The organism is Vreelandella rituensis, assembly GCF_003336665.1.
GTDB lineage: Bacteria > Pseudomonadota > Gammaproteobacteria > Pseudomonadales > Halomonadaceae > Vreelandella > Vreelandella rituensis.
Genome location: NZ_QPIJ01000015.1, coordinates 60,263 through 75,130, shown reverse-complemented (window position 1 = coordinate 75,130; position 14,868 = coordinate 60,263). Strand labels below are relative to the sequence as shown.

The window sequence follows — 14,868 nt, the reverse complement described above, 5'->3', positions numbered from 1 at the left end:
TTTCCTGACGCTGATAGAACGCATCGGTGCGATAGCGCAGCACCGCGTTCCAGACAACCCGCACGCACCCAAACGTCCGCGCCAGCAGGATTTCCTGCTCGGGCGTCGGGTAGAATCGGTATTTGTAGGCGCGTTCGGCTTTCATTTTTTACAGCGTAGTCCGTTTTTTTGTAAGTTTTCAAGTGCCAACAAGGCACCCTGGCGGGCGCCGCTCTTGTATCCCCTCCCTTCGCGCTACGCGACTCAGGAAGAGGTATTACGCGCTTCTTGATAATTTGCTTGTTGTCAGGCATCAAATCCCACAAGAATTGGGACGTAAGGCACCTTGAAAACATTGCTCAACATGAGAGTATCGCTTAATCCTTGCCCCCATCCAATCACCTTCTTTGCGGCGTATTTCAACGTATTGACCCTCGTCAATATTAACTCACTCAACAAGCCCTAGGCATCTTGGCTATTGACCGCATAGCAAATAATGATTACATCATGCAAAAAAGAAACTGCCAGGAGGTTCGTGAAGCCATCAAACGTATCGGCTGAATGTTCTTTATCGTCCCTTGAAGCTGAAAACGTTGACTATAACGCCCGCTCTTGAAAGAGTGGGCGCCTATGTTTCAAACTCAAGGATGAACGTATGGAACCCAACAACCCGATAGCAAATGTAGCCCCCTGCTGGTACGTCATTCAGTGCAAAGGGGGGGAGTCTTTTCGCGCCGCTGAACATCTTGCCAACCAAGGCTATGAAATTCTTCATCCTGTGCTGAAAGTACAACGGAAGCGACAAAACAAGCTCACTTGGATTACTGAGCCATTATTTCCTTATTACCTTTTTATCCGATTGGATCAGATCGCTAGCAATTGGGGACCTATACGCTCGACGAGGGGTGTCTTGCGCCTACTTACCTTTGCAGACACCCCCGTGCCTGTGAAAGACGATCTTGTGGAAACCCTTAAATCTCACGCCACAGCCGAGGATGAGACGCCCCATACTTATTTCATGGCGGGCGAAAAGGTCCGGATCACTCAAGGTCCCTTCAAGGAACTCGAAGCCATCTTTACCCGTACCAAGGGAGAAGAGCGCGCTATCGTGCTGCTCAACATTCTTCAGCGCCCGCAGCACCTGGAAATGCCCCTTCAGCATCTCAAGAAGGATTGAGGACGTTAATCGGCTACCCGTTCATTCTCGTGACGTTGAGGCGGAGGAAACTCCGCCTTCAATTCACTTCACAGCACCGGTTTTCATGAATCAGACCTATTGCCGATCTAGTTGTTCGACTTTCAGTTCGTAGTTGTTGACCCCTGAATGTGCGGAGCCGAACTTTTGACCCTTCACACGGATCTGATAACGCCCCGGCGACAACTTGGTCTGAAGGTCGACATCGCCATCGAAGCCTTCTCCCGCGCCTTCTGCGACGACATTGCCTGATTCATCCAGAACGTCCAACTCGATACGGTAGGTATCTTCATAGCCGCTAGGGTATGTGGAGGTTGAGATTGCAACAGTACCGGCTTCCAGCACTTCAAAGGTAAGCACCTCTTCACTTGCACGAATCTTCACATCAGCCACGATTTGTTCAAAGCCTTTGGCTTGGTCCGGCTTTTGTGATTCGGTAGGTTCAGCAGCTTCTACATTGGTTGGCGCTTCTTGATTTAACGATGCCTGAGTTTCTGGCACTTGCGTTGATTGACTGGCTTTTGGAGCCGCCACCGCAACTACAGCGTCAGAGCGGCGCACAAACGCACTGCGCCCGCCTTCACGACTGTTACCGGTAAAGGCAATTCCATCACCGCGAGACACCCCATCTTCCACATCGACGCCGGATACCGTGACATAGAAGCTGTTACCACCGCGGCTGACGGTACCGAATTTCTGGCCTTGCACTTGCAGCACGTAATCACCCGGTGCCAAGCGCTCTTCCAGCGACAGACCTCCGTTTTCACCGAGAGCCTCCCCGCCGGCTAAACGTTGTCCCTGCTCGTCGAGCAATACCGCGTCAACACGATAGTCTTCCGACTCTCCTGCCGGCACTCGACTCTCAAAGCGGTAAGTTCCAGTCTCCGTAACGGTAAAGTCGTGTTCTTGCACACTGCCATACAGAAAGCTACGGCTGCGCGCATCCGTATCCGACTGCAGGAAACCGGTTAAATCAAGCTGCCTACCTTCTTCACGAAAACGCTCCTGCATATCACTAGCGACTGCTGGAGTGCCCGCAACCCCGATCCCAAGAGCCAACAGGCTGGCAGTCAATGTCACCTTATTCATATAGCCACACTCCATTTGTACCAACATATGAAAAAGCCGACCCCCTAAGGGATCGGCTTCATGTATCAAACCCTAGGAGACTGGGAACCCCCACGTCTCGATAAAAGGTTTAGAACAAGTAGACAGCACCAACCGCTACGCCGTCGTCTTCGTCGTTTGTACGGTCGTACATAGCGCCTTCGATGAAGGTGTACATAGAGTCAGAAATGTTGTAGGTAGCACCCAGAACGATTTCGTTGTAGCTTTCGTCTTCACGCTCGTTCGGCCAGTCGCCACTGAAAGCAGCGTCTTGGGCGGTATCGACGAAGTTGCCACCACCCACGTCAACATACTGGTAGGCACCGTAGATGTCGCCCACGCCATAGCCGTAACGTGCACCAAGGCCGTAGTAGTTGGTGTCGGCAACGTAGTCATTATCAGACTCGAAGCGCTCGAGTTTCAGAGCGACACGCAAGGTATCAACGGTGTACTGGCCGGTGATACCATATTGGACGCCTGCATCGAAGTCGCCGCCGATTGTGTTGCCATCGGCATCGGTGCCGGTGAAGGTACCGTCGTTGTTGCCCAGGTCATCGACGACAGCGGCGACCGAGAAGGCACCAGCGGTATACTTCACACCACCGAAGAAGGAGGCATTGCTGCCGCTATCCTGGCTAACGCTTAGTGAACCACCAACAGGGGGGTTAACGACTGCAGAACCATCGGATTCGGCATCGCCCTCAAACTGGGTTCCCACAGCAAACTGTAGACCGTTCAAGGACGCAGAGGTGAAAGTAAGTTTGTCACCTTCACGTGTGTTTTCGATGCCCACAATACGGCTGTTGGTATCAGTGACATCGAAGGCTTCGTTGTTAGTAATCGGATCTTGAATCCAGTCGTCGATCAGCGGATCCCAGGAACCCAGACGCACATCACCGAAGTTGCCCTTCAGACCGATGTAGGCCTGGTCACCAGTGTTCAAACCGCCAGCTGTCTTGGCTTCGTCAGCGTCGTGCTCGAATTCCGCCTTGAAGTAGCCAGAGAGATCACGAGTGATCATGTGCTCGCCGGCGAAACCGATGGTAGAGCCATTATCTTTCAGTTCGTCTTCATCAGAACCATCGGCTTGAGTTTGGTTTAAGTAAGCAATCTGGATATTGCCGTACAGGTCCAGCTTGGTGCCGTCTTCATTATAGACGGTAGCAGCTTGGGCACCAGAGGCAGCCATTACGGCAGCGCCGGCGATAGCAGTCGCTAAGAGTGTCTTTTTCATGTTTAAAATTCCTTTAACTAGCTTACTGTTTCGATCGTTTTCTGTAGGGCGCGATATGCGCCGATACAGCCGGCTCGCTGGGCATGCTCTTTTAGCCATCCGTGGGGTTTTTCCCGACAGTATGTGGCATGTCCTCAGCTCAGCCTTTTTATATTCCAATGCTCGCAGGGCAAACTCTATACCGGGATTCCAACGAGCGCAATAGAAAAAAACACTGTTTTCCAATTATTCATCCGGCGGCGCCGGAACCAAACGTCAGCATGGTAGTCTCAGCTGCCTTCATATTTCTGCCGCAACGCAGCGAGCTTGCTTTCCATGGTTTCGTATTTCGGTGCAGCGCTCGGTTTGCTGGCGTGATGAACAGTTTGGGGTTTGTCAGAATGAGTAGCGGCTTTGCTACGTTTATCCCTACTGACTGCCTCTTTATCCTTGACCACACCCGGCTGGCCGCTGGTTTTCTTGTCAACCGCAGGCGCACCCTGCTTGGCCATACGGGGCGCGTTTGACCTCTGTTTTGAAGCGGGGGTACGTTTTTCCGCGGCGTGCTGGGCGGCATCTTTATCCACTACACCTGCAGGTCTGCCTTCCAAATCGATACGTGTGGAACCTTCGCGCATCGCCTTGAGGTAGCGCGGCAGATTGACGTAACTGGCCAGAGCTCGGCGTATCAGCTTGTTCGACCACGGCTCCTTGGCTGCCAAATCTTCGTGAATGCCCACTTTCAACGGCTGAGTGTGGCCTTTGAAAAACGTCTTTGGATAACGCTCGTACCATTGATTCAACAATGCCTGAGGGGAAGGTGGCGCTTGCGCCGCTGAAACGTTCTCTTCTGCCGGCTGCTGCGATGACGGCTGCACTTCAACTTGAACTGTCGAGGAAGTAACCGCTGGCTGGGGTTGCGGCTCTGGCAATGCCGGTTCGGATGTTACCGGCGCTGGTGGTTCCGCCAGGTTACGAAGTTGCGCCTTGAGCCGTGCATTTTCTTCACGTAACGTTTGTAATTCCACGTTAGCCATGTCCAGACGGCGCTCCAAATGTTCCAGTAACTGCAGCACGGATTGAGTCATACTCGATGTCTCCTTGGCATTGCCTATTGGCTCGGCTGCCGGCGCTGGTAAATCACAAAATCATAATCAGGCTGCCCCTTGGCAGGGCTCCCCGCGACTCGCTGAGTTTCTTGCCACGTTACTGGGTCAATCTCAGGGAAATAGGCATCGCCTTCCACTTCCACGTCAACCTCGGTGACATACAGCCTCTGAGCAAAGGGTAGCGCCTGGGCGTAGATCTCGCCGCCGCCCATCACCATGATTTCTTCCGCCGCATCAATTGTGGCTTGCTGATCGGCCAGCGCCAAGGCGGGCTCCAGGTCATGGCATACCCGTACGCCAGCGTGAGCAAATGACGTATCGCGTGTCACTACGATATTGAGTCGATTGGGCAGCGCCCTACCAATGGAAGTAAAGGTTTTCCTGCCCATCACCAATGGTTTGGCCTGGGTGATACGCTTGAAAAACTTGAGATCTTCCGGCAAATACCAGGGCAGCTTCCCTTCCACGCCGATGACACGATTCCTGGACATGGCGACAATCATGGCGACCGGCACCAGGGTTTCTGAAACAGTCATACGGCAACCTCGGCCTTGATAGGCGGGTGAAACTCATAGTCTTCGATGGAAATATCATCGAAACCAAAGGCAAAAAGATCCTTGATCTCAGAATTGAGTACCAGGCGAGGAGCGGCTTTCGGCGAACGCGTCAGTTGTTCCCGCGCTTGCTCCAGATGATTCATGTACAGGTGGGCATCGCCCAGCGTATGGACGAACTCCCCCGGTTCAAGCCCGACTACCTGGGCCACCATGCTCAATAGCAGCGCGTAGCTTGCGATATTGAACGGCACGCCCAGAAAGATATCCGCGCTACGCTGATACAGCTGGCAGGAAAGCTTGCCCTCGGCCACATAGAACTGGAACAGACAATGGCACGGCGGCAGCTGCATTTCATCCACCTGTGCCGGGTTCCAGGCGGAGACGATCAGACGACGGGACTGCGGATTGGTGCGAATCTGCTCGAGCACCTTGCTGATCTGGTCCACGTGACCGCCCTGCGGGTCAGGCCAACTGCGCCACTGGTAACCATAAACCGGCCCGAGATCCCCGTTTTCATCGGCCCATTCGTCCCAGATACGCACCCCGTTTTCCTTGAGGTAGGCAATATTGGTATCGCCACGCAAAAACCATAAAAGCTCATGGATAATAGAGCGCAGATGCAATTTCTTGGTGGTCACCAGAGGAAAGCCACGCGAAAGATCGAAACGCATTTGATGGCCGAAGATGGAACGCGTTCCTACCCCGGTACGGTCACGACGCTCTACGCCGTTTTCCAGCACAGTGCGCATCAAGTCCAGATAAGGTTGCTCAATAGCAGGCAATTTTTCAGCAGTCACGGTGTATCCAGCGTTAAATTAACTAATTGAATGTAAAACGGTTATTCACGCCGAGCGCTTTGTTCCATCCACCGGCTGGCTGCGTGACCACGCAACCAAAAACCCACCGAGCACGATCATGGGCAGTGAAAGCAGCATACCCATGGTTACCCAGCCGAAAGCGATGAAACCGATATGCGGGTCCGGCAAGCGCACAAACTCAACGGCAAAACGGAACAGGCCGTAAAGCAGCAGGAACAAACCGGAAACCAGCCCACGGGCACGTGGCTTGCTTGATACCCACCATAGAACAGCAAACAAGACGGCACCTTCGAGCAGCGCCTCATACAATGCCGTGGGATGGCGTGGCTCCGGCCCCATCCCCGGAAACGGCATGCCCCATGGCAGGTTGGTGACCCGTCCGGGAAGCTCGTGATTGATGAAATTACCGATACGCCCTGCACCCAAACCGATGGGAACCAGCGGTGCGATGAAATCACCCAGCGTGAAAAGAGCCAGTTTTTTCTTACGGGCAAAGAATATCGTCGCCACAACGACCCCGATCAGGCCGCCGTGAAAGCTCATGCCACCATCCCACACCCGAAATACCCATAACGGGTCGGCAACCCACTGTTCCAGCCCATAAAAGATGGCATAACCCAACCGGCCTCCAGCCACCACGCCAATCGCGCAGTAGAACAGCAAGTCGCCCACGTCATCCTTGTTCAAGCCGATACGCGGGGCGCGGCGACAGCCTAACCACCAGGCGGCGACGAAGCCGATGACGTACATCAGGCCATACCAATGTACCTGGATAGGCCCTATGGCAATGGCGACCGGATCGATATCGGGGTATGTCAGCATCGGTTCTCTCTAAGGTCTGTCTTAAAAGTCTGTCTGATTTTAAGGACTGTGAATGAGTGCCCCTACGATGGGCTTACGTCAATAGAAAACGTATCCCCACGATTGCCAATAATCCGGCAAAGGCCAAGCGCAATACGCGCGCCGGTAATACATGGGCCAGCTTCACGCCTAGGTGAGCGAAAGGTACGCTGGCAATGACGATACCCAAAAAAGCCGGCCACATGACAAAACCGCTGGCCCAATCAGGGAGCAACGGGTGGTCCCAGCCGACCACAATGAAGGTCAGCGCCCCGAACAGAGCGATGGGTAGCCCACAAGCCGCTGACGTACCCACCGCCTGGGTCATGGTCGCGCCACAACGCGATAGCCAGGGCACGGCCAGAGTACCGCCACCGATGCCGAACAAAGCGGAAATACCTCCAATCACCCCGCCGGCAATCCCCATGCCAAGCTTACCCGGCGCCATGCTGCCGGGTTTGGGCGCCAACCCCAAGGCCATCTTTACGGCCACCAGCAGTACAAACACCCCGAACAGGGTGCCCAATACGGTGCTGGATAACGTATCGGCGACAAAAACACCGCCCACCGCCCCGAGCATCAACCCCGGCAACAATGCCAGAAACCAGGGCCGGTAAAGACTCCCCTTGCGAAAATGCCCCCAGGTCGAGGAAGTGGCCGTCACCACGATGGTAGCAAGCGAAGTGCCCACCGCCAGATGCATGATGATTTCCGGTGCCACTCCTTGCAACGTGAAGGCAAATACCAGAGCGGGCACGATGATCAACCCACCCCCCACACCGAAAAGCCCAGCCAAGGTACCGGCCGCAGCACCCAGCCCCAAATAGCCCACCAAGGTTACCAAGCTGCTCATAAAGGCTGACTCACGGTTGTTTCTCCTTGATAACTTTCTTCTCCTCGATAACGGCGGGAAACCATCGACGAATGACGTCAAGCAAGGCATCAGGCTGATAAGGCTTGGTCAAGAAATCATCCAAGCCGGCCTGACGGCACTGTTCGCGCCCCGCCTGGTCGGCATTGGCGGTCAAGGCGATAAGCACACTGGATCTCGCTTCTTCAAGCTCACTTTCTCCAAGTGCAACCTGCTCCTGCTCCTGCTCCTGCTCACGCCATAATCGGCTGGTCTGCATGCCATCCAGGCCGGGCATGAAGATATCCATGAACACCAGATCAAAATACCGCTGTTCGTGACGCTTCAGTGCCTGTTGGCCGCTGCTGACACCTTCCACATCAAATCCCTGGCTTTCCAGCATCTGGCACGCCAGCATAAGGTTCACGGGGCCATCATCCACCACCAGGATTTTCAAGCGCGAAGCCGTCAGCGACGCACGCTCATCAACACGCTGCTCATCTTCCAGTTCAGGCACCTTCTCAGCAGCTGGGTCAGCGCCTTGCGGACTGGAGTCCTGGAGGTTGGAAAGTAGCACACGAATATCCGCCAACTGTTCGCGCATATCTCCGATATCGTTACGCCACGCTGTCTCACTGCCTTCCACCATCAAGCCATTGAGATAATCCATTAACCGATCAATTTCACGTTGAACCAATGCCAGGTAACTGGATTTCAATCGGGATTCTTCGCGGGCTCGGTCACGTCCCAGGAGTAACTGCGTCAGTTGCTGTTGCTGTTGCTGCTGCTGCAAGCTTTCCAGCAATGAGTGTTCCCGTTGACTTTGCGGGATCCCCTGCAACGCACCCTGCGAACCGATACAAGCACCGCAGCGTGCAAGTGCTCCCAGGTTGTCCGTCAAGCGCGATAGTCGATCCAGTGGGGACGACCCGCTGTCGGCACCTCGGCTGGGCGGGGATGGCAAAGCCGCCGAACCGCTACATTCCTGCACTTCGCCGGAGCACCGCTCAAGGTCGTCAAGCTGCTGATTCCACTGGTTTTCGTAATGTTTGAGACGCGACTTTACCAGCATGAGAAACACAGCGACATTCAAGCTGCTACCGAGCAAGAGCGTCAGCATCAACCAGCCCGTCGCACTCCAGGTAACATAAGTCGGCATCATTCCCCACACCACCAGACCCACGATCAGGCACAGCAGCACGAGCAACAACTGCGCCACCAATAACGGCCAGAGAAGCGGCCATATCAGCAGGCTCCAGAAATACGTTTCCTTATCATGCTGAGCCATTGTATCGTCGCCTTCCTGTCGGCACGCAGAAACAGGCTTAACGCCTGGCGCTCCCGGTGTGGAGTGTACGTGGCCTGGAAATGCTTGTCATATATACGCCCCGGCCCGCTTGATTGTACCCTTGGGCCGACGCTGTATTTCATCACAAGAGAGCCTGCCATGTGTTTGATCGCCTTTGCCTGGCAACCGGATAGTGCACTGCCCCTGAGATTGATCGCCAACCGTGACGAATTCCATGCACGCCCGGCGGCGGCACTGGCAAACTGGCCCGATGCGCCGCATATTGTCGGCGGGCGCGACCTTGAAGCCGGCGGTACCTGGCTGGCGGTCAACCGGCAAGGACGCGTCGCGGCCTTGACCAATGTACGCGACCCACTCATGGCCACACCCCTGGCGGCGCCTAGCCGTGGCGCCCTGGTTCGCCAGGCGCTGGAATGCAAGGATCCATCCGTCTGGTTACAGGCATTGGCTGAAAACGGCGCCCAGCGCTATGCCGGATTCAACTTGCTGGTGGGCGACCAGCATGCCTTGTGGCATTTGCACCGAGGGCGCCAGAGTACACGTCTCGAGAGGGTAGCGCCCGGCGTTCACGGATTATCCAATGCCGACCTGGATACGCCCTGGCCCAAGCTCACCCATGTTTGCCAACGTCTGCGAGAAAGCTTGAGCAAAGACCTGCAAGGCGATTGGCCGAACCCTGTCAAGCAGGCCATTCAGGATACCCGAACCGCCCCGCTTGAACGCCTGCCCGATACCGGCATAGAACTCGCTCTGGAACAGCGACTTTCCGCGGCATTCATTCTCGGGGAAGCCTACGGCACCCGTGCCACCACCTGGTTGAGCCTGCATGCCGGAAAGCACATCACCATTACCGAGGAAAGCTTCGGACCCTCGGGCACGCACCTCGGAGAAATACGGCTGCAGGTGCCCATTTACGCTTAATCCCGGGGTGGCATCAGGTGCGAAAGCTGCCACTCATCCATCCTGGCTTCCAGATGACGATGCACCTCCGTCGGGGTCGCTAACGCCAATACTTCACCCAGCAACTTCCTGGCATCCGTCCATGGCACTCGACGAATGGCGGCCCGCACCTTGGGCAGACTCGGCGCGTTCATTGACAGGCTGGTAAAGCCCATCGCCATCAGCAGCAAGGCCCCGGCAGGATCACCGGCCAGCTCGCCGCACAATGAAACCGGTCGCTCCAGGCGTTTGGCGTCGCGGGCCACCTCATCCAATGCCGCCAGCACCGCAGGGTGCAAGGCATCGTAAAGATCCGATACCCGCGGATTGTTACGATCCACCGCCAGGAGATACTGTGTCAGGTCGTTGCTGCCTACCGAGAAGAAATCCACCCGTTCGGCCAAGGCATCCATCTGGTAGATGGTGGCAGGCACTTCAATCATTACCCCCACCTTGGGCCGCTTGACTTCGGCACCTTCCTCCTTGAGCTCCACGATGGCACGGTCGAGCAGGCGCAGCGCCTCATCGACCTCTTCCACGTTGGTGATCATGGGGAATAGCACGTACAGGTTGTCCAACTCATGTGAGGCCTTGAGCATGGCCCGCAGCTGCACCATCAGCACTTCCGGATGGTCCAACGTCACCCGCATTCCACGCCAGCCCAGAAAGGAATTGGCTTCATCGATAGGGAAATAAGGCAAGTCCTTGTCACCGCCTATATCCAGGGTGCGCATGACCACCGGTAGCGGCGAGAAACTTTCCAATTGGTCGCGATACAGGCGGGTCTGCTCCTTCTCGCCTGGAAAACGCTCGGTGATCATGAACGGGACTTCGGTACGATACAGCCCCACCCCACTGATACGCCGCTTGAGCAGGTTGGAGGCCTCTACCGCCAAACCGGTGTTGACCATCAATGGCATATTGTAATGATCGGGGGTTTCGCTGGGCAGGTCCTGCTCATGCTCAAGCAGCTCGCCCAAGGCCAGCTCTTCGGCGATAAGCGTCTGGTAACGCGCCTGAAGTTCCGCCGCGGGGCGCACGAACAATCGTCCCCGGTGACCATCCAGCACCACCGGAGCACCGGACAACCGATGCAGCGGCAAGTCAACCATGCCCAGCACGGTGGGAATGCCCATGGCCCGCGCCACAATGGCGACATGCGAGGTGCTTGAGCCGCGTACCGAGACTAGCCCACGCAGTTTTTCACGCGGCACCTCTCCCAGCATGGCGACACTTATTTCATCGCCCACCAGGATGGTTTCATCCGGGTAGACCTCGGGCGTGGAAGGCGTATCTTCCTGCAAATGCGCCAGTACTCGGCGACCCAGGTCGCGAATATCCGCCGCGCGTTCACGCAGGTAGTTATCGTCGACGCGCTCCAGATACTGAACATGCCGGCGCACCACGTCGGCAAGCGCCCCCGGTGCCCACTGCCCTTCACGGATACGCTTTTCCACTTCTTCGGAAAGCGCCGCTTCCCCCAGCATCTGTTGATAGACATCGAAAAGCGCCAGCTCCTGGGCCGATATCCGGCTGGCCAGACGCTCCCCCGCCGCGCGAATCTCGGCGCGGGTGCGGCCTATGGCCTCCTTGAGGCGGGTAATCTCGTATTCCTGATCCCTGGGCACCAGATCCGGCACGCTATTGAGATCCGCCGGCGGCGCGATGACCACTGCTTCGCCCATCGCCATGCCCGGCGAGGCGGCCACGCCGGAAAACATCGCCTGCCCCCCGGCCAGCAATGGGCGCGACAAGTTGCCGGTGGCCAACGCATGCGCCAATACCCCGGCCAACTGGGCCGCCATGGTGACCAGAAAAGCCTCATCTTCATCGTCGTAGCTGCGCTTTTCAGCCTGCTGCACCACGAGCACACCCAGCATGCGGCGTTGATGAATGATCGGCACCCCGAGAAAACTGGAATAACGTTCTTCGCCGGTCGCTTCAAAATAGCGAAACTGAGGATGGATTCGCGCATCTTCCAGGTTGAGAGGCTCACTGCGTTTGGCAACCAGCCCCACCAGTCCTTCTCCCACCGGCAAGACGACTCGGCCGACCGCCTGGGTACGCAAGCCGATGGTTTCCATCAATACCAGGGTTTCCATTTCCTTGTCGTAGAGATAAAACGAACAGACATCGGTTTTCATCGCCTTGCGAATACGCCGCACCATGGTCGACAAAGCGGCATCCAGATTGCGGGCTCCGTTGACTTCCTGAATTATTCGACGCAGAACCTCCAGCATTGACATCTTAGTCTTCATTATTAGCCTCGCTGAGAAATTCCTTGGCAGAAAGTGCCCGCGCTTGGGCAAGGGGTAAGTAAAACGACAACCTTATCACTCATCCCCCTGAGCCAGGTACTGAACTCGCGGTAACAACTCACGCAGCGCCCGGCGATACACCTCCCGCTTGAAAGGCACCACCTGGCCCAGTGGATACCAGTAACTGACCCAGCGCCAACCATCGAACTCCGGCTTGGGAGAGGCGCTCATGCAGATTCTGCTTTCCTGGCAGCGAATCCTGAGTAGGTACCATTTCTGTTTCTGGCCGATGCAAATCGGCCGGGACTGGGTACGAATCATGCGTCGTGGCAGGCGGTAGCGCAGCCACCCCCGGGTACAAGCGATTATTTCGACATCATCGGCGGTCAGGCCAACTTCTTCATGAAGTTCACGAAAAAGCGCCTCTCGCGATGTCTCGTTCGCATTGATGCCTCCCTGAGGAAACTGCCACGCATTCTGTCCTACCCGACGCGCCCAAAGCAGTTGCCCCTGGCTATTGGCAAGGATAATGCCAACATTGGGGCGAAAGCCGTCAGCGTCGATCACGGACATCACCTTATTAAATTTTCAATTGCCCCCATTTTTCCACAAGGCGATCAACCCCATCAATACAAACCGCTTTCAATCACGCTTTGCGTTTTACGTCGCGTCAGTTCTTCGGCGCATTTCGATCCTCGCTGCCTTGTCCTTTGGTCGGGACACGATCAGTGGGAATAGCCCCGCGACTCTGCGATAATCCGCCCCCGTTACACCACCCAACACAAACTACACTTAGGGGGAGCGCCGTGAGTCTGGCCATTTTCGATCTGGACAATACGCTGCTATCCATCGACAGCGATCACGCCTGGGGTGAATTTTTGCTCGAACAGGGCGCCGTCGATCCAAAAAGTTACAGCGAAGCCAACGAACGCTTCATGGCCGACTACAACGCCGGCACCCTGGACATCAAGGCATTCCTGGAAGTTGCCCTGAAACCCCTGGCTGAAAATTCTCCCGAGCAGCTTGTCGCCTGGCATCAGCAGTTCATGGCGGCCAAGATCGAACCGCATATTCTGCTCAAGGGGGAAGAGCTTCTGGCCCGCCACCGCACCCGTGGCGACGTGCTGTTGATCATTACCGCCACCAATCGTTTCATCACCGGTCCGATTGCCGAACGCCTGGGCGTGGACCACCTTATCGCGGTGGAACCGGAAGTTCATGAAGGGCGCTATACCGGCGGTGTGACAGGCATCCCCAGCTATCGGGAAGGCAAGGTCAAACGGCTTGAGCAATGGCTGGAAAGCCAGGACATTACCCTCGAAGATGCCTGGTTCTACAGCGATTCACATAACGACTTGCCCCTGCTGGAAAAAATTGAACACCCTATCGCTGTCGACCCCGACCCCATCCTGCGCCGCGTGGCGGAAGAACGTCAGTGGCGCATCATGAGTCTGCGCGACTGAAGTGACGGTCAACTGACAAAAAAACGCCCCGGCGACTCAATGTGTCGCCGGGGCGTTTTCGATTTACCAGCCTAGTCTTAACAACTCAGCGGTTAAACCGATGCTCAGCCGAGCAGGTGTTCGACGGCCGCACGCTCACCGCGCAGTTCTTCTTCGGTCGCTTTCATCTTGGCCTTGCTGAATTCGTCGAGCTCATAGCCCTGAACGATTTCATAATCGCCGCTCTTGCAGCGTACCGGGTAGGAATAGATGATGCCTTCCTCGATACCGTAGCTTCCGTCGGACGGAATCGCCATGCTGACGATGCCTTCACAACCCAACGCCCAGTCGTGCATGTGGTCGATGGCGGAAGAGGCTGCAGAAGCCGCGGAAGAGGCACCGCGCGCCTTGATGATCGCCGCACCGCGCTGTTGCACGGTGGGGATGAAATCGTTCTCGTACCAGTCGCGCTCGACCAGATCGAAAGCGGCTTTACCATCGACGCTGCACTGGGCCAGATCCGGATACTGGGTAGCACTGTGGTTGCCCCAGATGATCATGCCGTCGATATCGGTGACGCGCTTGTTGGTCTTCTGCGCCAGCTGGGTCAGGGCACGGTTATGATCCAGGCGGGTCATGGCAGTGAACTGACGCGGGCTGAGGTCCGGCGCGTTGCACGAGGCAATCAGGGCGTTGGTGTTGGCCGGGTTGCCCACCACCAGCACGCGAACGTCGCGGCTGGCGTGGTCGTTGAGCGCCTTACCCTGCACGGAGAAGATCGCGGCATTGGCTTCCAGGAGGTCTTTACGCTCCATGCCCGGACCACGCGGACGCGCGCCGACCAGCAGAGCGAAATCGGCATCCTTGAACGCTACATTCGGATCGTCGGTGGCAACGATGTCCTGAACCAGCGGGAAAGCGCAGTCGTTGACTTCCATCACCACGCCGTTCAGAGCATCCATGGCCGGCGTGATTTCCAGCAACTGCAGAATGACTGGCTGATCAGGTCCCAGCATATCGCCGGCGGCGATGCGGAAAATGAGAGAATAACTAATCTGGCCGGCACCGCCGGTAATCGCAATACGTACGGGATCTTTCATCGTTGCTCCTTGGTTGGTTCGCCTGAGAATGACTGCCGGGGATGGCGTATAGCAAGGCTTATCGCAATCGCTGGCGCGGACTCAAGACGCCAAGATGGTATTCTCACCGTGGATAAAACTCAATCAGACCTGAGGCTAGTACCGGCGCTACC

General features: G+C 56.2%; 15 protein-coding genes. 3 read left to right on the top strand and 12 right to left on the bottom strand.

Annotated features, from left to right (window positions below; genetic code table 11):
• A partial coding sequence (locus DU506_RS08675; protein ID WP_181870721.1) for a helix-turn-helix domain-containing protein occupies positions 1 to 145 on the bottom strand: 145 nt, incomplete at its 3' end.
• 489 nt (positions 146 to 634) lie between these two features.
• On the opposite strand from DU506_RS08675, the gene rfaH reads away from it, so the two are divergent.
• Positions 635 to 1,156 (top strand): transcription/translation regulatory transformer protein RfaH, encoded by a 522-nt coding sequence (rfaH, locus tag DU506_RS08670; RefSeq protein ID WP_114486539.1) that lies wholly within the window; start codon positions 635 to 637, stop codon positions 1,154 to 1,156.
• A 96-nt stretch (positions 1,157 to 1,252) separates the two neighbouring features.
• Here the strand turns inward: rfaH and DU506_RS08665 are convergent, their stop codons facing one another.
• The 8 genes from DU506_RS08665 to DU506_RS08630 all read right to left on the bottom strand — a co-directional run bounded on the left by DU506_RS08665 (position 1,253) and on the right by DU506_RS08630 (position 8,956).
• Positions 1,253 to 2,263: a hypothetical protein gene (locus DU506_RS08665; RefSeq protein ID WP_114486538.1), complete on the bottom strand. Its 1,011-nt coding sequence runs from the start codon at positions 2,261 to 2,263 to the stop codon at positions 1,253 to 1,255.
• A gap of 109 nt (positions 2,264 to 2,372) precedes the next feature.
• Complete coding sequence (locus DU506_RS08660; RefSeq protein WP_114486537.1) at positions 2,373 to 3,515, bottom strand: porin; 1,143 nt, start codon at positions 3,513 to 3,515, stop codon at positions 2,373 to 2,375.
• A 269-nt stretch (positions 3,516 to 3,784) separates the two neighbouring features.
• Positions 3,785 to 4,582, bottom strand: coding sequence for a ProQ/FINO family protein (locus DU506_RS08655; RefSeq protein ID WP_114486536.1), 798 nt, complete (start codon positions 4,580 to 4,582; stop codon positions 3,785 to 3,787).
• 23 nt (positions 4,583 to 4,605) lie between these two features.
• On the bottom strand, positions 4,606 to 5,139 hold the full coding sequence (locus tag DU506_RS08650) for a dihydrofolate reductase (RefSeq protein ID WP_114486535.1): 534 nt from the start codon (positions 5,137 to 5,139) through the stop codon (positions 4,606 to 4,608).
• Positions 5,136 to 5,909, bottom strand: a complete 774-nt coding sequence (locus tag DU506_RS08645; RefSeq protein ID WP_235825486.1) for a thymidylate synthase — start codon at positions 5,907 to 5,909, stop codon at positions 5,136 to 5,138. The genes DU506_RS08650 and DU506_RS08645 overlap by 4 nt, the downstream gene beginning before the upstream one ends.
• Before the next feature lie 93 nt (positions 5,910 to 6,002).
• Positions 6,003 to 6,800: a prolipoprotein diacylglyceryl transferase gene (gene lgt, locus DU506_RS08640; protein WP_114486533.1), complete on the bottom strand. Its 798-nt coding sequence runs from the start codon at positions 6,798 to 6,800 to the stop codon at positions 6,003 to 6,005.
• 73 nt (positions 6,801 to 6,873) lie between these two features.
• Positions 6,874 to 7,671, bottom strand: a complete 798-nt coding sequence (locus tag DU506_RS08635; protein WP_114486532.1) for a sulfite exporter TauE/SafE family protein — start codon at positions 7,669 to 7,671, stop codon at positions 6,874 to 6,876.
• 10 nt (positions 7,672 to 7,681) lie between these two features.
• The gene (locus DU506_RS08630; protein WP_114486531.1) at positions 7,682 to 8,956 is read right to left on the bottom strand and encodes a response regulator; all 1,275 of its coding nucleotides are present in this window, start codon (positions 8,954 to 8,956) and stop codon (positions 7,682 to 7,684) included.
• 159 nt (positions 8,957 to 9,115) lie between these two features.
• Here DU506_RS08630 and DU506_RS08625 point away from each other — a divergent pair, with 159 nt between their 5' ends.
• The gene (locus DU506_RS08625; RefSeq protein WP_114486530.1) at positions 9,116 to 9,898 is read left to right on the top strand and encodes an NRDE family protein; all 783 of its coding nucleotides are present in this window, start codon (positions 9,116 to 9,118) and stop codon (positions 9,896 to 9,898) included.
• On the opposite strand, the gene ptsP is transcribed toward DU506_RS08625, so the two are convergent.
• Together ptsP and DU506_RS08615 are read right to left on the bottom strand one after the other, a co-directional pair.
• Positions 9,895 to 12,156: a phosphoenolpyruvate--protein phosphotransferase gene (gene ptsP, locus DU506_RS08620; protein ID WP_114486544.1), complete on the bottom strand. Its 2,262-nt coding sequence runs from the start codon at positions 12,154 to 12,156 to the stop codon at positions 9,895 to 9,897. The two genes, DU506_RS08625 and ptsP, sit on opposite strands and share 4 nt — an antisense overlap.
• A gap of 93 nt (positions 12,157 to 12,249) precedes the next feature.
• Entirely contained in the window at positions 12,250 to 12,741 is a 492-nt protein-coding gene (locus DU506_RS08615) for an RNA pyrophosphohydrolase (protein ID WP_114486543.1), read from the bottom strand.
• A 239-nt stretch (positions 12,742 to 12,980) separates the two neighbouring features.
• Here DU506_RS08615 and DU506_RS08610 point away from each other — a divergent pair, with 239 nt between their 5' ends.
• Positions 12,981 to 13,637, top strand: coding sequence for a histidinol-phosphatase (locus DU506_RS08610; RefSeq protein ID WP_114486529.1), 657 nt, complete (start codon positions 12,981 to 12,983; stop codon positions 13,635 to 13,637).
• 104 nt (positions 13,638 to 13,741) lie between these two features.
• Here the strand turns inward: DU506_RS08610 and DU506_RS08605 are convergent, their stop codons facing one another.
• Complete coding sequence (locus DU506_RS08605) at positions 13,742 to 14,716, bottom strand: malate dehydrogenase (RefSeq protein ID WP_114486528.1); 975 nt, start codon at positions 14,714 to 14,716, stop codon at positions 13,742 to 13,744.
• Positions 14,717 to 14,868 lie beyond the last annotated feature (152 nt).